Source organism: Nonomuraea montanisoli (assembly GCF_013363975.1).
Classification (GTDB): domain Bacteria; phylum Actinomycetota; class Actinomycetes; order Streptosporangiales; family Streptosporangiaceae; genus Nonomuraea; species Nonomuraea montanisoli.
Map to the genome: position 1 here is coordinate 243,055 of NZ_JABWGN010000015.1, position 17,970 is coordinate 261,024.

The 17,970-nt window shown below is 72.8% G+C and carries 18 protein-coding genes; 7 read left to right on the forward strand and 11 right to left on the reverse strand.

What is annotated here, in order from left to right; translation table 11 throughout:
* Positions 1–7 precede the first annotated feature (7 nt).
* Genes HTZ77_RS34655 through HTZ77_RS47810 form a run of 3 tightly spaced genes read left to right on the forward strand, consistent with a single transcriptional unit; the run spans position 8 to position 2,042 of the window.
* Positions 8–1,279 (forward strand): hypothetical protein, encoded by a 1,272-nt coding sequence (locus tag HTZ77_RS34655; protein WP_175593949.1) that lies wholly within the window; start codon positions 8–10, stop codon positions 1,277–1,279.
* 51 nt (positions 1,280–1,330) lie between these two features.
* Entirely contained in the window at positions 1,331–1,876 is a 546-nt protein-coding gene (locus HTZ77_RS34660) for a hypothetical protein (RefSeq protein WP_175593950.1), read from the forward strand.
* A gap of 43 nt (positions 1,877–1,919) precedes the next feature.
* Positions 1,920–2,042 (forward strand): hypothetical protein, encoded by a 123-nt coding sequence (locus HTZ77_RS47810; protein ID WP_268960196.1) that lies wholly within the window; start codon positions 1,920–1,922, stop codon positions 2,040–2,042.
* A gap of 39 nt (positions 2,043–2,081) precedes the next feature.
* On the opposite strand, the gene HTZ77_RS34665 is transcribed toward HTZ77_RS47810, so the two are convergent.
* The 3 genes from HTZ77_RS34665 to HTZ77_RS34675 form a co-directional block, all read right to left on the reverse strand.
* A complete protein-coding gene (locus HTZ77_RS34665; protein WP_205304322.1) occupies positions 2,082–2,744 on the reverse strand; it encodes a rhomboid family intramembrane serine protease in 663 nt (220 codons plus the stop codon).
* Positions 2,745–2,872: 128 nt separating this feature from the next.
* The gene (locus HTZ77_RS34670; RefSeq protein WP_175593951.1) at positions 2,873–3,880 is read right to left on the reverse strand and encodes a hypothetical protein; all 1,008 of its coding nucleotides are present in this window, start codon (positions 3,878–3,880) and stop codon (positions 2,873–2,875) included.
* Positions 3,873–4,385, reverse strand: a complete 513-nt coding sequence (locus HTZ77_RS34675) for a sigma-70 family RNA polymerase sigma factor (protein WP_328808939.1) — start codon at positions 4,383–4,385, stop codon at positions 3,873–3,875. Before HTZ77_RS34675 ends, HTZ77_RS34670 begins: the two co-directional genes overlap by 8 nt.
* 138 nt (positions 4,386–4,523) lie before the next feature.
* On the opposite strand from HTZ77_RS34675, the gene HTZ77_RS34680 reads away from it, so the two are divergent.
* Positions 4,524–4,787: a DUF4235 domain-containing protein gene (locus HTZ77_RS34680; protein ID WP_175593952.1), complete on the forward strand. Its 264-nt coding sequence runs from the start codon at positions 4,524–4,526 to the stop codon at positions 4,785–4,787.
* 86 nt (positions 4,788–4,873) lie between these two features.
* Here HTZ77_RS34680 and HTZ77_RS34685 read toward each other — a convergent pair whose 3' ends face one another.
* The 4 genes from HTZ77_RS34685 to HTZ77_RS34700 form a co-directional block, all read right to left on the reverse strand.
* Positions 4,874–5,668, reverse strand: coding sequence for a hypothetical protein (locus HTZ77_RS34685; protein WP_175593953.1), 795 nt, complete (start codon positions 5,666–5,668; stop codon positions 4,874–4,876).
* A gap of 307 nt (positions 5,669–5,975) precedes the next feature.
* A complete protein-coding gene (locus tag HTZ77_RS34690) occupies positions 5,976–7,172 on the reverse strand; it encodes a tetratricopeptide repeat protein (RefSeq protein WP_175593954.1) in 1,197 nt (398 codons plus the stop codon).
* Positions 7,169–8,617 carry an AAA family ATPase gene (locus HTZ77_RS48470; RefSeq protein ID WP_328808940.1) on the reverse strand — a complete coding sequence of 483 codons (1,449 nt, stop codon included), beginning with the start codon at positions 8,615–8,617 and terminating at the stop codon, positions 7,169–7,171. Before HTZ77_RS48470 ends, HTZ77_RS34690 begins: the two co-directional genes overlap by 4 nt.
* Positions 8,618–8,719: 102 nt before the next feature.
* A complete protein-coding gene (locus tag HTZ77_RS34700; RefSeq protein WP_175593955.1) occupies positions 8,720–9,646 on the reverse strand; it encodes a D-alanyl-D-alanine carboxypeptidase family protein in 927 nt (308 codons plus the stop codon).
* Positions 9,647–9,762: 116 nt separating this feature from the next.
* Here HTZ77_RS34700 and HTZ77_RS34705 point away from each other — a divergent pair, with 116 nt between their 5' ends.
* Positions 9,763–9,954, forward strand: coding sequence for a YegP family protein (locus HTZ77_RS34705; protein WP_175593956.1), 192 nt, complete (start codon positions 9,763–9,765; stop codon positions 9,952–9,954).
* Positions 9,955–9,980: 26 nt separating this feature from the next.
* On the opposite strand, the gene HTZ77_RS34710 is transcribed toward HTZ77_RS34705, so the two are convergent.
* Positions 9,981–10,499 (reverse strand): DedA family protein, encoded by a 519-nt coding sequence (locus HTZ77_RS34710; RefSeq protein WP_175593957.1) that lies wholly within the window; start codon positions 10,497–10,499, stop codon positions 9,981–9,983.
* Positions 10,500–10,708: 209 nt separating this feature from the next.
* On the opposite strand from HTZ77_RS34710, the gene HTZ77_RS34715 reads away from it, so the two are divergent.
* The gene (locus tag HTZ77_RS34715) at positions 10,709–11,224 is read left to right on the forward strand and encodes a hypothetical protein (RefSeq protein ID WP_175593958.1); all 516 of its coding nucleotides are present in this window, start codon (positions 10,709–10,711) and stop codon (positions 11,222–11,224) included.
* A 7-nt stretch (positions 11,225–11,231) separates the two neighbouring features.
* Here the strand turns inward: HTZ77_RS34715 and HTZ77_RS34720 are convergent, their stop codons facing one another.
* From HTZ77_RS34720 to HTZ77_RS34730, 3 genes are all read right to left on the reverse strand, one after another.
* Positions 11,232–14,717, reverse strand: coding sequence for a BTAD domain-containing putative transcriptional regulator (locus HTZ77_RS34720; RefSeq protein WP_175593988.1), 3,486 nt, complete (start codon positions 14,715–14,717; stop codon positions 11,232–11,234).
* A gap of 63 nt (positions 14,718–14,780) precedes the next feature.
* A complete protein-coding gene (locus tag HTZ77_RS34725) occupies positions 14,781–15,842 on the reverse strand; it encodes a lysylphosphatidylglycerol synthase domain-containing protein (RefSeq protein ID WP_175593959.1) in 1,062 nt (353 codons plus the stop codon).
* 49 nt (positions 15,843–15,891) lie between these two features.
* Positions 15,892–16,710 (reverse strand): PIG-L deacetylase family protein, encoded by an 819-nt coding sequence (locus tag HTZ77_RS34730; RefSeq protein ID WP_328808942.1) that lies wholly within the window; start codon positions 16,708–16,710, stop codon positions 15,892–15,894.
* Positions 16,711–16,748: 38 nt separating this feature from the next.
* Here HTZ77_RS34730 and HTZ77_RS34735 point away from each other — a divergent pair, with 38 nt between their 5' ends.
* Positions 16,749–17,846: a glycosyltransferase family 4 protein gene (locus HTZ77_RS34735; RefSeq protein WP_328808943.1), complete on the forward strand. Its 1,098-nt coding sequence runs from the start codon at positions 16,749–16,751 to the stop codon at positions 17,844–17,846.
* Positions 17,847–17,970: the final 124 nt, after the last annotated feature.

Sequence of the window (17,970 nt, forward strand, 5' to 3'; positions counted from 1 at the left end):
GGAGATCATGCCCGGCACCGCTGGACCACCCGAGAAGGAGACCGCCATGCCCGCGGCCCGCCAGGCGGCAGTCGAGCAGATCGGCATCGCCCCGCTCGCCGTCAGGCGCGTGGCCGCGGGCCTCGCCGTCCTGGCTTCGCTGTCCACGGCCTGCGGCAGCGGGACCCACACCGCCCCCGCTCCCACGTCGTTCACCTCGCCAGGGCCCCTGCCGGCCGGGCGGCTGACGCCGGTCTTCGCCGACCCGGAGACCTGCCCCGGACCACCGCGTGAAAGGAGTGAGATCAGGCCTGCCGCCGTGCCGTCCGGCTGGGAGACGCTCTGGGCCGAGGGCGCGCAGGGGACGGCACTGCTCGACGCGACCGTGACGGCGGACGGGACGATCTGGGCGGCGCACGCGGACACGACCGGGCGGCACGTGCCCTGGCGCTGGAACGGCTCCCGCTGGACCCCCGCCGAGCTGCCCGCGAATCTCTCCGAGATCCAGACCGTGGCCGCCGAGTCCAAGGACCGGGCCTGGGTGTTCGGCAAGCGGGGCAACGACGGCTATGCGGCGAGCTACGAGGCAGGGCGGTGGCGGGTCGAGTCGATCCCCGGGCAGGGCGGCTGGCCGTCCTTCTCCTCCAGCGGTCCGTGGGTGGCCGAGCACGAGCTGACCCGGCGGTGGAACGGCGGCGCCTGGCAGGCGGGCAGACTCGGCTTCCCGGTCCAGGCGCTGGCGAGCTTCGGCACGGAGACCTGGGCGGTCGGCGCATCCGCAGCGGCCCGCTGGGACGGCGGCGGGTGGCAGCGGATCGGCATGCCGTCGTTGGGGGTGCCGGGGGACGCCGACGTTCTGTGGGACGACGTGGCGGTCCTCGGCAACCGTCACGCCTGGGTGTTCGGCCGGGCGTCCTGGGAGGAGGCGGGCCCGACCAGGGACGACAACGAGCCGTGGATCGTGGACCGGTCGTTCGGGCTGCGGTTCGCGGAGGGGACCTGGCAGTGCGTCTGGGACCTCGCCACGTGGGAGGCCGAGCCGGACGGCGAGGACGGAATGTGGCTGGCGGCGGCCGACGACGAGTTGTGGCATCTGTCCGGCGACGGCCGCTGGACCAGGCAGCGGCTGCCGGTCCCGCGCGGCTGGTCGGTCTCGGTGCACGAACTGGCCCTGCGGCCGGGGACCACCGAGGTGTACGCCGTGGGGTCGGCCGGGCCGAAGGACCCGTCCGCGCGTGCCCTGAACGGGGTCCAGGTGAAGGGGAGCGCGATGATGTGGCGGCTCAGCGGGGCCCGGTGAGGGCCGGTCGCGATCTTCGAGACAACACGATGCCGTCGGAAGGGCACTCGCATGAACAGGACGCGGGCGGCGCGAGCAGTTCTGCTCCTTCTGTGTTTCATTCCCGCCGCTGCTGTCGCCGGCGTCATCGAGGGTCTGCTGGACCTCAGCTGGTGGTCGGGTCTGCTCGTCGTCGCCCTCATTCCCGTCTTTCGCGCCCTCTGGCGCGTCGCCTATGTGGACTCGCCGCGCAGCGTTCCCCCGTCGGGGGACTCCGTCCTGGGCGAGGAGGCTCGCAGTCGGCACGCTCGGGACGTCCAGAACATCGTGGCGATGATAAACGGTCGCGACCTGCGGCCTCGGCGTTTCAGCGTCAGCGCGAACAAAGATGAAGTGGACGAATATCTGCGGCTCGTCGTCGAATATCTGGAAGGCAGGGGGGCGCCGATGGCTACCGAGGACATGATGGACAAGCACTTTTCGTGGTCCATCCGCGAACCTGGTTACGACAGCGCTGATGTGGCCCGGCTCATCGCTCAGGTGACGAGGGAGATCGATCGCCTGCTGTCCAGGCAATCCCGGCGAGGAGGCGGTGCGGGTTCGCGGCCAGGTCCTTGATCAGGTGCGGCGACACCCTGGGAGCCCCGTGTCGATGTGGCCGGTGGTCGTTCGTGTAGGGGGTGACAGGGCCACGCTGCTGATCCACCCGCTGGCCGAGTTCGAGCTCACCGGAAGCGTCACGACCCCCAAGGGTGTGATCACCGCCCGCTACACCCGCCGGTGAGCGCGGAGGCCCTACCGGTCCAGCCTGCTGTCCGGCACCTCAGAGGCCGAGGTCGTCCAGTTCCTTCAGCAGCGCCGCCCTCGGGCTCTGCTGCGCCGGGGCCGCGGCCGGCCGGGAACGGCCGCCGCGGTCGCGGAACACCCAGCCGCCCACCACGCCGGCGAGGAAGCCGAACAGGTGGGCCTGCCAGCCGACGCCCTCCTGGGGGAGCAGCCCGGTGAACTGGTAGGCGAAGCACAGCGCCATCACCACGCCCACCACGATGTCGATCAGGTGCCGGTCGAACGCGCCGCGCACCAGCACGTATCCGAAGTACCCGAAGACGATGCCGCTCGCCCCCACCCCGATCCCGTTCGGGTCCGAGGTGAACCAGGCGCCGAGTTCGCTGACCACGATGATGAGCGCCGTCACGCTGAAGAACCTGGCCACGCCACGGTAGGCGGACAGGAACCCGAAGATGAACAGCGGTCCGGAGTTGCCCTCGATGTGCTCCCAGCTCCAGTGCAGGAACGGCGACGAGACCATGTTCGGCAGGGTCGCCGGATTCCACGCCTGCAGGCCGTAGTCCCGGCTCAGCGCGTAGCCCGACGCCCAGTTGACGATCTGCGCGACCCAGATGACGGCCAGGAACGCGACCATCACCCAGAACGCCTTGCGGGCCTCAGCGATCATGATCTCGGCCGTGCTCCCCTTGCCCTCCACCCGGTTCCTCCCTGGCTGTGCGCGGCTTACGAGCCGCACCAGTATCGGGGCGGAAGATCACGAATGTGGCACCAGGGCGGCCTGGAAGCGGCACTCGCTTCCGGGCCGGGCGCGCCCCCGGCGGTGGATCACTCGCTGCGCCAGATCTCCTTGCCCGCGGCGTCGTAGCCGATGACCAGGTGGTCCTGCTCGTTCAGAGGGCGGTCGGCGGGAACGGAGAAGACCGCGATCCCCATGCCCCACGGATCCGGCTTGGCGTCGGCCGACAGCCGCTTCCCGCCGGGGTGGACCATCTCGACCCGGGCGGTGCCGCCCCTGACGAGGCCGTACCAGCGCTCGCCGTAACCCATGGCCACCAGCGGCTCGCGCCGGACCTCCTCGGCGGCGTCGAAGTCGGCCCCCAGGTCGGTCCCGTTGGTCGACTTGCCGCCGATCCACCACGTCAGGCACCCCTTGTGGAAGGTGGCGCTCACTCCGTGGCCCAGTTCGACCGCGGGCCCCTCAGGAGGAAGGTTGCTGCACCTGCTCAGGACCCCGGCGATCGAATAGCCCTTGTCGCCCGTGCCACGGAAGTCGAACCGCAGGCCGTCGTTCGGGGCGTGGCGCATGACCCAGATCTTCGCCGTCGCGCCCTTGAGCGTGTAGAGCCTGCCCTCGGCGAGCTTCCTGTCGGTGCTCTGCTCGACGCCCTGAAGCGAGGTGACGTCGAGGCCCGCGACCCCGATGGAGATCACCGGGTTCTTGTTCAGGTCGAGCAGCCGGCCCGCGGCCGTCGGCTCCTTCGGCAGGTAGTACGGCCGGCACCGGCTCTCCGCCGGCGTCTCGACGCACAGGGCGTCCGAGATCTTGCCGTCCGACAGTGTGACCTTGTCGAACCACAGCTTCAGCTCGCCGTCGGTGACGACCTCGCCGAGCGGGCGCGCCGCGGGCGCCGGGAGCGCTCTGAAAAGACCCTCCGTGAGCGCGACGGTGCCCACGACGACCACGGCGGCGACGGCGGGCAGCACCACCGTCCAGAACCGGCGCGCGCGCCGCCTCCTCGCCGCCTTCTCCGTCATCTTGTTCCACGCCCGCGGGTCGGGCTCGTAGATCTCCGCCTTGGCGTCGAGGGCCTCGCGGAGGCGGTTCTCAAGCATCGTGGTCCTCCTTGAGCGCCTTGGACAGCGCGGCCATGCCGCGGCTGGCGTGCGTCTTGACAGAGCCGGGAGAGATTCCCATGGCGTCGGCGATCTCCTGCTCGGACAGCTCCAGCCAGTAACGCAGGACCAGAGCCTCCCGCTGCCGCCGCGGCAGCCGCTCCAGCGCCGCGAGCAGCTCCCGATGGCGTTCGGCCACCAGGACGTGGTGCTCGCTGCTCGCCGCGTCAGGTGGCGGATCGCCGCGGCGCAGCCGGGCCAGGCGCAGGTGACGCAGGCGGTTACGGGTCTGGTTGCAGATGATGGAGCGTACGTAGGCGAGGGCCGCGCGGTCATCCCTGAGCAGGGACCGTCGCGCGTGCAGCCGGGCGAACGCCTCCTGCGCGATGTCCTCGGGATCGTCGGCGCCGAGCAGTCCGGCCAGCCGCACCATCCCCAGGTAGTGCGCGGAGAACAGCTCCGCCAGGCTCGCGCCCTCCCGGCGCTCGGTCATGAGGTCGTTCACGTCTCAGAGACACCTGGACGCCGGGCCGGTTGACAGCACGCGAGAACTTTTTCAGACCCGGCGGGCCCTGTCGTGAGGTCTGCGCGTTTAGCGCCGTGACACGGGGCACAGGCAGACACCGTCGTGAGGAGAGATGAGATGCAACCTGTGGAGAAAGCCGCGTCGCTGGGGATGGGCATGCTCAGCGGCGCCTTGGCGGCCGCGCTGTTCAAGCGGGTGTGGAAGCTGGCCTCCGGCCAGGACGACGCGCCCGACGCCGGCGACCTGGGCCGGACCTGGACCGAGGTCCTCGTCGCCGCGGCGGTTCAGGGGGCCATCTTCGGGCTGGTCAAGGCGGCCGTGCACCGCGCGGGCGCGCAGACCTTCCGGCACAGGACGGTCACCGGCGACGTCAAGCACTGACCCGTCGGCCCGCCGGGCACGCGAAAGGGCGGAGCCGGCCACGCCCCCTGGCGAGGGGCGCGGCCGGCTCCGCCCGGCGAAACTGCTTACTTCTCGGAGAGCACCTTGCCGTGGAACATCGGCTTGTCGGTCTCCCAGTAACGCCAGCCCTCCACGGCGGACGGGATGTCGGCGATGCCGTGGGCGGTGCGGACCACCTTGCAGGTGTCGAGCCGGGCCCGGACCGCCCAGCGGATGCGGTAGCCGAAGGCGCGGTACCACAGGTTGCCGTACTTGCCGTCCGCGATGTCGTGCGTGTAGTCGTGACCGGTGAAGATCATGTGCCGCTTCTCGAGGTGCGGGATGGACGTCCTGATGAGCGTGCGCACGATCGTGTCCGGCGTGAGCTCCGTGCTGATGGAGCGCAGCTTCTCGAAGTCCGCCTCGACGAACGCGAGGACCTCGTGCTCGCGGTGGACGCTGGCCGTCACCGAGCCGCCGGGGCCGTCGACGAAGTGCGTGCGCGGGATGTAGAAGTGCCGCGGCTCCAGGGAGTGGATCTTGAAGAAGGTTCCCCTGTTGCAGTCGTCGCCCGCGCCGGCGAGGTGGAGGTGGCGCCTGTGGTGGTGCCGCGTGGTCGTGACGATCGGCGTGTCGTCGGCGTCGTCCGCGTCGTCGGAGTCCGAGTCGTCGGAGTCCGAGTCGCGGTCGTGGAGCTGGGAGACGACGTGGTCCCTGACCGCCTTCCTGAGCTTCTTGTCCTTCTTGGGATCCGCCGCGAACGCCGGAGCGGCCACGCTGGCGGCGAGCACCACGGACAGGGTTCCGGCCGTGGCGAGCGTCAGCAGCGCCTTGACCGGCCGGCTGTCGGTCTTGGTACTGGTTCGGGAACTGGTGAACATGAGGTTCCGTTCCTCTCGGAACGCGGCAGACGGCCGCGGTCAATCTATTGGCCGGAAAAGGCCCCCGTTTGCACCCTGCGCAAGCACAGCGTGACGGTAAAGATGCTTACAGTTGCCGCGAGCCACCCCAGGACGCCACGCCGAATGGGATTTCCCCGTACAGGGAAAGCAAGGGTGAAAAAGCGTCAACGAGCGGCGCATCATGCCATTGCCGGTATTCTCCGTCGAGAAGCCGCCCGATTGGCGGCATTCACGGCGGATAACGCGGCTGTAAAACGGAATAAAGGGCGAAGAGCGAAATTTCCCGTCAGGTGCCGAGAAAGCGTCGCACTCCGGCGGCGATCCAGATCGTCGACAGAGCCGCGTACGCCGTCAGCAGCGCCATCGGGGCCGCCGCCAGCAGCACCGCCGCGACGGCGGCCACCGCCAGCAGCGCCGACCAGCCGTACAGGACCTTACGGGCGCGCCGCGAGCCGGTGTGCCCGGCCTCCTGGACGGGCGTGACCATCGCCATGAGCGCGCCGCCCGCCGTCGCCAGGGCGTCCAGGCCCGTCGCCGCCCCGGCCGCCAGCACCGCCGCGCCGGCGACCGGCAGGGCGCAGCACAGCGCGGCCACCCGCGCGTCGCCGCTCCCGAACATCAGCCTTGTCGCCTTGCCCCGCGCCAGGCGCAGCGTGGTGAACGCCTCGGCCACCCACGCCCCCCAGTGGAGCAGCGCGATGAGGACGAACACGACGATGAGCGCCGGCATGGCCGGCAGCAGCAGCACCAGCCACCCCCGGCCGAAGAACCTCTCCCGCAGCCGGGTCAGCGTCCGGTAGACCGGGTTGCGCTGCTTGAGCGCGGTCAGCAGCAGCCCGCGGGCGGTGTCGAAGCCGGGGTCCAGCATCAGCACCTCGCGGAACGCCGAGGCGGCCTCGACGGGGTCGCCGGCCGCCAGTGCCGCGTGCCCGTACGCGAGGTGGGCCAGCGTGCTCTCGGGGCTCAGCGCGATGGCCCGCGAGGCGGTGGCCCGCGCCTGGGCGCCGTCGCCGAGCCGGGCGAGCGCCAGCGCCAGCAGGCTCGCGAGGTCGGACTCCTCGGGATCCACGGCCAGCCCGCGCCGGGCGGCCTCGGCCGTCTCCGGCCACTGGCCCGCCTGCAGGTGCGTCCGCGCCAGCACCTCCCAGGTCAGCGCCTCCTCCGGGGACAGGGCCAGGGACGCCCGCGCGGCCGCGACCGCCTCCGCCAGGAGGCCCGCGCCCTTGTGGACCTGGGCGGCGACATAGTGCGTGAACCAGTGCTCCGGCGCCAGCCGCACGGCCTCGCGCGCCTCGGCGATCGCCTCGCCATGCCTGCGCTGGGCGTCGAGGGCGACCGCGAGGTAGGCGTGCGCGGTCGCGTGCTCCGGAGCCTCGGCCAGGGCGCCGCGCAGCTCCCGCTCGGCGTCCGCGGGGCGGCGCAGCTCCAGCAGCGCCCGGGCGCGCTGGATCGCGCCGGCCTCGGGCGGGGACGGGAGCGTCATCGCACCTGCTTGATCCAGGGCATCAGCTCGTCCCAGGCGCCCGAGTCGTTGGCGTGCATCACGTAGTTGCGCGCGGTGCCCAGCCACTCGCGTACGGCGGCCGGCTTGACGGACTGCGCGGCGGCCAGCAGGTCGGGCGTCGACAGCGGGATGGGCCGCCCGGCGCTGATCGACTGGTGCAGCTTGGCCTCGACCGCCCGGTCCACCACGCCCTTCAGGTCGGCGCCGGCGAACAGCTCCGTGACCCGGGCCACCGCGTCGAAGTCCATCTCCGCCAGCGGTTTGTCGCGGCAGAGGATGCGCAGGATCGCGGCGCGGGCCGCGTGGTCGGGCGGCGGCACGAACACGAGCTGGTCGAAGCGGCCGGGACGGCGGAAGGCCACGTCGATGTACCAGGGGGCGTTCGTGGCGGCCAGCACCAGGACGCCCTCGTTGGCGTGCTGGTCCACCCCGTCGAGCTCGGCCAGGAACTGGTTGACGAGCTGGCGGGTGTGCGCCTGGCGCATGTCGGAGCGGCGCGCCGCCAGGGCGTCGACCTCGTCGAAGAACAGCACGCACGGCCGGTTGCGCCGGGCCAGGTCGAACACCGCCCGCAGGTTGCGCTCGCTGGAGCCGATGTACATGTCGAGGATGTCGGACAGGCCGACGCTGACGAACGCGGCGCCGAGCTCACCGGCCGCGGCCCGGGCGAGGTGGGTCTTGCCCGCGCCGGGCGGGCCGTACAGCAGCACGCCGCCGCCGGCGCGCTTGCCGAACGCCTTGAACAGCTCGGGCTGCTGGATCGGCAGGAGCAGCTTGACGCGCAGCGCCTCCTTGACGGCCTCCATGCCGGCCACGTCGGCGAACGAGACGGAGGACCGCTCGACCTGCGCGCCGCCGGGCCCCTCCGCCGGCTGCTGCACCGGCCCGGCCTGGCCGCCCCAGGAGGAGCCCGGGGCGGCCGGAGCCTCCCAGGAGGAGCCCGGTCCGGCGGGAGCGCCCCAGGAGGCGCCCGGGGCGGCGGGAGCGCCCCAGGACGGCGCCGACGGGGCGATCGGCTGGGGCGTCAGCCGGGCCGCGAGGTCCGCGTCCGCCAGCGACGGGTCCCGCGAGACCGCCTCGTGGTAACGGCGGGCCGCGCCGTGCGCGTCCCCCTCCCCGAGCAGCGCGCGGGCGGCGATCACGCCCAGCCGCGGCGGACAGCCGGGAGCGGCCAGGAACGGTTCCAGAACGGCCAGCGCCTGACCGTGCGCGCTCTGCCGGGCGAACGCCTCGGCCAGCCCCGCGGCGATCTCCGGGTCCTTGGGCGCCAGCACCAGCGCCGCGCGGTACTCGGCCTCGGCCTCCGCGAGGTAACCCTTGGCCAGGAGCTGGTCGGCCAGGTGCCGTCGCAGAGGGAGATTGTCCGGCGAGAGGCGCGCCGCCTCGCGGAGCGCCTGGAGTCCGGCGTCGTCGAGCACGCGCACGGTCCCTTCTGTCGATCGGATTACGGTCGCCAAGCCTAGAGCTCGTTAGGCTACCGAAATCCCCCGATCATCGGACCGTATGGGGCGAACCAGGGCAGCCGGTCAGCCGCCGGCGATCTGCTCGCCCGCGAAGTCGAGCAGCCGCTCGGCGGTGCTGAAGCGGCGGGCGTTCTGGTCGCCGAGCAGGACGCCGACCACCTCCCGGCCGCTGCGCTCCCCGGCGAACAGCAGGCAGAACCCCGCGTCGTTCGTGAAGCCGGTCTTGACGCCGAGCACGCCGTCGGCCTGCTGGAGCAGCTTGTTGGTGTTGCGCCAGGTGTGCGCCCGGTGCACCGCCGACTTGGCCACCTTGTGCGTCTCGGCGCCCACGACCGCCCTGAACGTGGCGTCGTCCAAGGCGATGTCGGCGAGCTTGACCTGGTCCACGGCCGTCGAGTAGCCGCCCTTGGCCGGGGTCGGCAGGCCGTCGGCGTTGGTGTAGCGGGTGTCGGCCAGGCCGAGGCGCTTGGCCTCGGCGTTCATCTTGGCCACGAACGCGGTCATGCCCGGGCCGTACCTGCGCGCCAGCGCGTTGGCCGCGTCCGCCCCCGACGGCAGCATCAGCCCGTACAGCAGGTCGCGGACCGTCAGCTGCTCGCCCTTCTTCAGCGCGGCCGTGGTGGCACCGTTGCTCGTGGCGTGACGCACGTCCGCCGCGGTGATCTCGACGGTGTCGGTGAGCTGTGCCTCGCGCAGCACCACGTGCGCGGTCATGACCTTGACCAGGCTGGCCACCGGGACCCGGCGGGTCTCCCGCTTGTTGAAGTGGATCGTTCCGGCCGAGTCGGCGACGTACGCCTCCTTCGCGCCGACCGCCGGCAACGTCGCCTTGGGCTTGACCGTGGTCGTGGTCCTGGTCGTGGCCTGGACCGCGCCGCGGAGCGCGGACGCCGGCGCCGAGACGGCCGGCACGGCGCCCGCGGGCGCGGGAGAGACGACCCCAAGGGCGAGAACGAGAGCGGCAGAGCCGATGAAACCCCCAATACGCATGGCGACATGGTCCCAGGTGATCAACGCTCCGTTTGCCGAACCAGGTCTCAAAGACGCGACAACAAGGACCAGTGCCGGGTAAACCGCCGTTACGGACGACGGCGAACGGGGGCGTCATGACGGGCAGATACCTCATCAGCAGGGACGAGACGGGCACGTTCCGCTTCGCGCTGGTGGCGGCGAACGGGCAGACGGTCGCGGTCGGCGAGGGGTTCGCGACGAAGGCCGCCTGCGTCAACGGGATCGAGTCGGTACGCCGGATCGCCCCGGACGCCACAGTCGAGGACCGCACCCACCTCCCCGTGTGACGGAGGACAGCCCGGGAGGGGCCGCCTCAGGCGACGAGGGCCTTCTGGGCGCGCTTCCTGCGGCGCCAGACGGCGAAGGCGACGGCGCCCGCCACCCCCAGCACGGCCACGACCACCGCCGTCACCGGCGACGTGGCGGCCAGGCGGAGCCAGCCCCACACCAGCGCGGTCAGCCCGAACCACCACAGCGGCGCCCAGGTCAGGCAGCCCAGCGCGCTCGCCACCACGTACCACGGATAGGACACCCGCAGCGCCCCGGCCACCCAGGGCAGCGTGTGCCGCAGCATCGGCACCCAGAAGCAGCCGTAGACGGCCAGCGCGCCCCACCGCTCGACGACGTCCTCGATCTTCGCGATGCGCTCGCGGCCGAGCCGCACGCCGATCCGCGAGTCGTACAGGCGCTCGCCCAGCTTGCGGCCGACCCAGTAGTAGACCTGGAACGCCCCGAACAGCGCCACGATCAGGATGACGCCCACCAGCCAGTACGGCAGGCCGAGCCAGAACGGCTCACCAGGGGAGGGGACGGCGAGCGCCGGGCGCCTCATAGCGGAACATCACCACCCCAGATCGCACAAAGGTCAGCCTAACCTTAGTTCACGCCCGAGCGTGCCTGCCACAGCGGTCCGGCCGTCACTCCTTCTCATCCTGTCGCACCGGCGGCCTGCACGGACGCCGTAAAAGGTGCAAGTCACCGACAACCGCCCCGCAATCGTCCTCGCCTACACCTGTACGTGAGCGAAGGGGAGTCACGATCATGGGGACGAGAAGCACCGCGGTCCTGGTCAGCGGTACGGCGAACACGGCCAAGCTGTTCGTGGCGGCGTGCGCCTTCACCGCCGCCTACGTGGGGTTCTCGGCCTACGACACCGCGAGCTCCGCCCCCCGGGACGAGCACACCGTGACCCTGTCGGCCCGCGAGATGCCGATGACCACACCGATCGCGTCGAGCGTGTCCCCGGCCGCCCCCGGCGCCGTGACGGTCGCCGAGACGCGCAGCGACGCCGGGTGCGCCAAGACGTTCAGGGCCAGGGGCGTGGTCGTCAACCCGGACCCGCACGGCACCGCCCTCTACACCTGGCGGCTTGCCCGCCTGGGCCCGGACGGTCACGCCTGGCGCGACTACCTGGTGGACCACGACGGGTTCGCCGGGCTCCAGGAGAGCGTCGACTGGTCGCCGCGCATCACCGGCAACCCGGGGTGGTACCGGGTCGAGCTGTCCGTCCGGGGCGCCGGCACGGTCAGGAGCAGGCGCTTCCAGGTCGCCTGCTGACGGGCCCTCAGAAGCCGACCGAGCGCCGGGCGGCGTCCACCCAGCGCGGCACGCCGACCCGCTCCGCGACCTCCAGCGCCTTGGTGTAGTGGTCGCGCGCCGCGTCCGGCTGCCCCAGCCGCAGCGCGAGGTCGCCGAGCGTCAGCGCGACCGGCCACAGCGCCACCACGCCGGTGCCCGCCCCCGCGACCCGGTCGGCGAACGGCACGAGCTTGTCGTAGCAGTCGACCATCCGCTCCCGGTCGTCGAGCAGCATCCCGGCCAGCGCCCGCCACGTCATGGCCAGCTCGTACAGGAAGTCGGGCCGGACCGGCGGCCGGACGGCGGCCACGGCCTTGGCGTCGGCCAGGTGCCCGGCGGAGGCGAGCGCCAGCGCGTACGCGTCGAGCGTCCACTTGGCGCCCCGCTGGTGCGCCTCGGCCAGCAGCTCGACCGTCTCGGCCGCGCGGCCGTCCACCAGGTGCAGGCAGAACGTGGTGATCAGCGGCAGGTCCTGGCGGCCCTCCAGCATGCCGGCGCGGGCCGTCATGCGGGCCGCCTCGCGGTAGGTGCGCTCGGCCCCCGCGTAGTCGCCGGTGATCATCAGGCGCTGTCCGGCGTACCAGGCGCAGACCGCGGCGGGCGCGGACAGATCGTACTGCCGGGCCAGCCGCTCGGCGGCGGCGGCGTGCTCGTCGGCCACGGCGAACTGGCCGCGGGCCGCCGCGCACTCCAGCAGCACCAGATGGGCGAGCGCCTGGGTGGCCATCTGGCCGGAGCGCTGGGCCACCTCCAGCAGCTCGCGGCCGATGCTCTCGCGGGTGTCGACCGCCGGGATGTCGTACGACTGGCGCAGCCGCCCGCTCAGCGCGGCGGCCAGCAGCACCGGGTCGCCGCTCTGCCGGGCCAGCTCCAGCGCCTCCAGCGACGCCTGGCGCCCGCGTTCGGGCGAGGAGGAGCCCTCCAGCTCCAGCGCGAGCGTGGTGAGCAGGCTCGCGCGCAGCGTCTGCTCGCCCTCCGGGAGCTCCATGAGCGCCTTCTCGGTGACGTCCACGATCTCCCACGCGGTGCGGGTGAAGTCGCGCGCCATGCCCTTGTGCGGGACGGCCAGCGAGGCCGCCACCCGGGCGGTGATCTCCAGGTCGCCCAGCGGCAGCGCGGCGTCCATGGCCTCGCGGCGCAGCAGCCGCGCCGCGGTCATGTCGCCGCACAGGGCCAGCGCCTTGATCCGGTGCAGCATGAGCTGCAGCCGGTCGCGGGTGTCGCCGCCCGTGCGGTCGTGCTCATGGTCGCGCCCGCTTCGCTCCTCGTTGGCTCGTGCCTCGCTCTCTCGTCGCGAGCTCCTGCGCTCGAACGCGGCGATGGCCTGCTCCCACAGCGTCGCGGCCTCACGGTGCGCGAAGCGGCGTTCGGCCTGCTCGGCGGCGAGGCCGGAGTAGTGGACGGCCTTCTCGGCCGCGTCGGCCAGGAAGTAGTGGTGGGCGAGCGCGGCCACGTCGGAGGGGGCGCGCCGCTCGATGACCGACGCGACGGCCGCGTGCAGCCGGGTGCGGCGCAGCCGGGACGCGTCGGAGTAGATCGTGTCGCGCACCAGGTCGTGGTCGAAGCGCAGCAGCCCCGGGCCCGGCTCGGTGACCAGCCCGGCGAGTAACGCCGCCTCGACGGCCTCCACCACCGCGTCTGTGTTGTCGACGCGCCCGCTTCGCTCGTCGTTGGCTCCTCCGTCGCTCTCTCCTCGCGAGCTCCTGCGCTCGATGTCGCCCGCCACGTCCACGAGCACGTCGACATCGACGTCACGGCCGATCACGGCGGCCTGCAGCAGGATCTGCTGCGCCCCGGCGGGCAGGCGCGAGATGCGCCGCCGCAGCACGTCGCGCACGCCCGAGGGCACGCGGGAGAGCACCTCCGCGGCGCTGGCCCGGTCGGCGGCGGCCTCGGAGTCGAGCAGGCGGACGGTCTCGCGGACGAAGAACGGGTTGCCCGCGGTGCGCTCCACGATCGACTCGACCGCGTCCTCGTCGATCTCGCGCACACACGTCGCCCGGACCAGCTCGGCCACGGCCTTCGGGTCGAGCCCCGAGAGCTGCACGCGCAGCGGCCCGAGCCGGGCCAGCGAGGCGAGCACGTCGGACTGGCCGTCGTCCAGCTCGCTCTCGCGGCAGGTGACGACGAGCATGACCCGGCTGGTGGCCAGCAGGCTGGGCAGCGCGCGCAGCAGGGCGAGCGTCTGGTCGTCGGCCCAGTGCAGGTCTTCGAGCGTCAGCAGCATCGGCGCCCGCCGGGCCACCCCGGCCAGATAGCCGCCGACCGCGCGGTGCAGGCGGAAGCCGCCGGACGCCTCGTCGTCGTCGGGGTCGGGCGCGGCGTCGTCCAGCAGCGGGGCGAGGAGCTGGGAGTACTCGCCCGCGCCGGTGCGGCCGACCAGCGAGCGCAGGATCTCCACCCACGCCCAGCCGGGCGGCGTCGCGCTGGAGTCGGGGCAGGCGCCCGAGGCCGTCATCCAGCCGTCGGCGGCGAGCCGGCCTTCGAGCTGGCGCAGCAGCGTCGTCTTGCCCGCTCCCGCGACGCCGGCGACGATCGCGACCTGGAAGCGGCCCGTACGGCCGGCGGCGGTGGTCAGCCGGGCCAGCTCGGCGTCACGCCCGACGAACGGCTCGGGCTCCAGCGGGGGCGGCTCGACCGCGGCGGCGGGCCGGGGCGGCCAGGTGTCGCCGACCGGCACGGGCCGCGGCGGGCGCGGCACCGTGGCCAGCTCCAGCTCGGGGGCCTGGGCCAGGATGTCGGACTCCAGCTTGCGCAGCGCCGGCCCCGGGTCGATGCCCAGCTCGTCGGCCAGGATGCCGCGGGCCCGGCGCAGCGCCGCCAGCGCGTCGCCCTGCCGGCCGCAGCGGTAGAGGCCCAGGGCGAGCAGCCGCCAGCCCTCCTCGCGCAGCGGGTGCTCGGTGGTCAGCGCCTCCAGGTCGGGCACGGTCTCGGCGTGCAGGCCGAGGCGCAGCCCGGTGTCGGCGTGCCGCTCGCGGGCGACCAGCCGCAGCTCGGTCAGCCGGTTGACCTCGGCCTCGGCCCACGGCTGGTCGGCGAAGTCGGAGTAGGGGGTGCCGCGCCACAGGCCGAGGGCCTTCTCCAGGCGGCCGCGCGCGGACTGCGGGTCGCCCTCCTCCAGGTGCTCGCCCGCGGCCCGGACGAGCTGCTCGAACGTGAGCGCGTCGACCTGGTCGGGCGCCACCCGCAGCGCGTAGCCGGAGGCGACGGTCACCAGCAGCCGGTTGGGCCCGCCACGCGGACGCCCCGGCTCCAGCACGCGGCGCAGCCGCGAGATGTAAACCTGGAGCCCCGACTGGGCTCCCTTGGCCGTGTCGTCATCCCACAGGTCGTAGAGCAACGTGTCGACGGGCACGACCTGACCTCTGGCCACGAGAAGCCGGGCGAGGACGGCCCGCTGCCGCAACCCGCCGAGGTCGAGTTCGTCGTCTTCGTACGCCTCGACTGGCCCCAGAACCCGGAACGCCACCATGTCAGCCGCCACGCTATGCAAGCTTCCGAATCACGCACAAGGTCTTTGTTTCGTTTCGGATGGTCACGGGGAGGCCTTCGAGATCGTGGACGGGGGCTCCGTGGCGGTGCCTCGGCCGTCACGCCTGCGCAGCAGCGCCCACGCGCCCAGGGCGAGGCCGCCGAACGGGATCTCGATAGTGTAAGTCCAGAAGCCGAACAGCAGTGCGGTCGCCGTCGCGGGCGCCGCCGGCACCCCGAACGCGCCGGTGAGCAGGAGCACGACGCCGCCCTCCATGATGCCCGCGCCGCTGGGGGTGATCAGGGCGCTGGTGAGCACCCGCGACAGGGCGAACACCGCGATCGACTGGGCCAGGCCGGGGTAGGCGCCGGTGGCCAGCATGCACGCGGCCATGATCGCCCACTGGAACCCGAGGAAGAACACCATGCCCACCGACAGGCCGAGCCAGCGGGTGTGGACGACGTCGGCGGTGTCGGCGCGCAGCCGTTCGAACGCCTCGGAGGCGTGGAAGCGCAACCGCAGCAGCCGGACCACCGCGTCCAGCCCGCGGCCGAGCAGCCGGGCGGCGCGGTCCCAGTAGAGGGCCGCCGCCACGACCAGGCACAGCACGAGGATCGACACCGCGCCCACCCAGCCGGCCCGGGCCACGGTGTGGTTGGGCACCTCGCCCGCCATGAGCAGCGCGATGATCCCGACCGCCGGCAGGATGAACCTGAACAACGTGTTCCAGATGCCGCTGACCAGCGTCATCACCACGATCGGGCGGTTGCCGAACCCCCAGCCGCGGGTCATGGCGAACGTCAGCGCCACCCCGGCCGCGCCGCCGAACGGCAGCAGGTTGCTCACCGCGCTCCCGGCCGCGTTCAGCGTCAGCGCCTGCGTGTGGCCGAGGCCGGGCAGCGAGCCGGTCAGCACGAACGTGTACGCGAACAGGCTCAGCAGCCACAGCGCCGTCATCAGCGCGATCATCGGGAAGCCGATGGTGGCGAACACCGCGCCGATCTCGTGCCAGGAGACCGGTTTGCCGGTCAGCGCGCGCACGATCTGCGGCAGATACACGACGAGCACCACCGCCAGCGCGAGCGACAACGCGGACAGTGTGATCTGGACCCACTTGTTCTTCATCGTGTCCCAGTCTGCCGGGCGCGGGCGCGGCCCGGATCCTCCGGAGGTGTCAACTCGGCCGCGGGTCCAGAGGATGACGCAGGCGGGTGCCGGGCGGCACGTCGCGGCGGACGAACCATTCGGTGCCGAACACCAGGCGGTAGAGCGGGCCGGGCACCTTCAGCAGCACGGCCAGGGTGCGGTCGCCGTCGCCGCCGCTCGCCTGGGAGGTGTGCGCGGCCATGGCCGCCCGTTTCTGCCGTGTGTACTTGCGCACATTGACCCGGTGGGTGATCACCTCGCCCGGCGAGTACGCGCTCTCGAACGTGCGCACGTCGAACTCCGGGGGGAACCGGTAGACCTTGCCCGCCAGCCGCAGCAGCCTGACCAGCGGGTCGCGGTCGACCGTGGCCTCCAGCACGATCGGCGTGCCCGCGAGCTCCGCGGCCCGCCGCCCCACCCGGTGGACCTGGACGTGGTCGGGATGCCCGTAGCCGCCCGCCGGGTCGTAGATCGACAGGAGCTCGGCCTCCTCCTCGCGCAGGATGTCGGCCAGCCGGCCCGCGGCCTCCTCGGTGTCGGCGTCGATGAACGCGTTGTCGGGCCGCTCGTCGGCCACGCCGCCCTTCGGGCTGAGGCCCGAGTCGCCGTAGCCGAGGCACTCCACGCGGGCGCACCCGAGCAGCGCGGCCGACTCGTACAGCTCCTTCAGCCGGGTGCGGCCGAGCTCCTCGCCGGGGTCCATGTCGGCCAGGCCGCGCTCGCCCGCGGTCGCCACCACGAGCACCACGCGGTGCCCCTCGGCCGCGAGCATCGCCATCGTGCCCGCCGTCAGCAGGGCCTCGTCGTCGGGATGGGCGTGGAAGAACACAGCGGTACGTGGAGGCACAGGCCCAGATTAGTCTGGGAGGGGTGCGGATCTTTCACGTGAGTGACTGTTACCTGCCGCGGCTCGGGGGGATCGAGGTTCAGGTCGCCGACCTCGTGCGGATGCAGCGACAGGCGGGCCACGAGGTCGAGGTGGCCACCGCCACCAGGGGCGAGGCGCTGCCCGGTGTGCACCGGATCGTCGCGCCGATGCCGTTCGACCTGCCGGTCCACCCCGCCGGAGTGGGGCATCTCACGCGCCGCATGCGGGCGTCGCGGCCCGACGTGGTCCATGTCCACACGGGGGCGGTCTCGCCGTTCGCGTGGATGGGCGTGCGCGCGGCCGTACGGGCCGGGCTGCCGTGCGTGGTGACCGTGCACAGCATGTGGGACCCGCTGACGCGCGCCCTCTACCGCCTGCTGCGCCTGGCGTACGGGTGGCAGCGCTGGGGGCTGGTGGGCACGACGGTGAGCAGCGCCGCGGCGGCGCCGATCCGCGCGGTCGCGGGCCGGCGCGTGCCGGTGCGGGTCGTCTCCAACGGGCTGGACCTGTCGGCGTGGCGTCCCCTGGCCGGCGACCCCCTGGAGCACGACGAGGTGCACATCGTCGCGGTGGGACGGCTGGCGCCGCGCAAGCAGCCGGTGCGGCTGCTGCGGTTGCTCGGCCGGGTGCGGGCCGCGGTGCCGCCGGCGGTGCCGCTGCGGGCCACGATCGTGGGCGACGGACCGGCGCGCGGGTCCATGGAGCGCTACCTCGCCCGGCACGGCATGACCGGCTGGGTGTCGCTGCCCGGCCGCTACACGCGCGAGCAGATCGCCAAGGTGCTGGAGTCGGCGGACGTGTTCGTGGCGCCCGCGCCGCGCGAGTCGTTCGGCATCGCGGCGCTGGAGGCGCGCGCCGCCGGGCTGCCCGTGGTGGCGCGGACGCAGAGCGGGGTGGCCGACTTCGTCCGGCACGGCACGGAGGGGCTGCTCGGCCGCGACCTCGGCGAGCTGGCGGCGGCGGTGGCCCGGCTGTCCGCCGACGCGGGGCTGCGGGCCCGGATCACCGCGCACAACCGCGCCACGCCGCCCGCCGCGGGCACCTGGCCCGCCGTCCTGGAGGGGTTCGAGCAGGCGTACGCGCAGGCCGCCGACCTGGTCGGCCGTCGGCGCTAGGACGTGTCTCAAAGAATGACGAGCCAGTCGTTGATGGCAGCGATGTGGATGGTGGCTTCGTAACGGACGGCGAGTTTGTCGAACCGGGTAGCGATGCCGCGGTGCCGTTTGAGCCGGTTGATGC

Coding starts and splice junctions, on each gene's coding strand:
- HTZ77_RS34690 (WP_175593954.1), bottom strand. CDS start 7,172: ATGACGCTCCCGTCCCCGCCCGAGGCCGGCGCGATCCAGCGCGCCCGG.
- HTZ77_RS34720 (WP_175593988.1), bottom strand. CDS start 14,717: ATGGTGGCGTTCCGGGTTCTGGGGCCAGTCGAGGCGTACGAAGACGAC.
- HTZ77_RS34685 (WP_175593953.1), bottom strand. CDS start 5,668: ATGTTCACCAGTTCCCGAACCAGTACCAAGACCGACAGCCGGCCGGTC.
- HTZ77_RS34660 (WP_175593950.1), top strand. CDS start 1,331: ATGAACAGGACGCGGGCGGCGCGAGCAGTTCTGCTCCTTCTGTGTTTC.
- HTZ77_RS34655 (WP_175593949.1), top strand. CDS start 8: ATGCCCGGCACCGCTGGACCACCCGAGAAGGAGACCGCCATGCCCGCG.
- HTZ77_RS34705 (WP_175593956.1), top strand. CDS start 9,763: ATGACGGGCAGATACCTCATCAGCAGGGACGAGACGGGCACGTTCCGC.
- HTZ77_RS34670 (WP_175593951.1), bottom strand. CDS start 3,880: ATGCTTGAGAACCGCCTCCGCGAGGCCCTCGACGCCAAGGCGGAGATC.
- HTZ77_RS34710 (WP_175593957.1), bottom strand. CDS start 10,499: ATGAGGCGCCCGGCGCTCGCCGTCCCCTCCCCTGGTGAGCCGTTCTGG.
- HTZ77_RS34700 (WP_175593955.1), bottom strand. CDS start 9,646: ATGCGTATTGGGGGTTTCATCGGCTCTGCCGCTCTCGTTCTCGCCCTT.
- HTZ77_RS34680 (WP_175593952.1), top strand. CDS start 4,524: ATGCAACCTGTGGAGAAAGCCGCGTCGCTGGGGATGGGCATGCTCAGC.
- HTZ77_RS34725 (WP_175593959.1), bottom strand. CDS start 15,842: ATGAAGAACAAGTGGGTCCAGATCACACTGTCCGCGTTGTCGCTCGCG.
- HTZ77_RS34715 (WP_175593958.1), top strand. CDS start 10,709: ATGGGGACGAGAAGCACCGCGGTCCTGGTCAGCGGTACGGCGAACACG.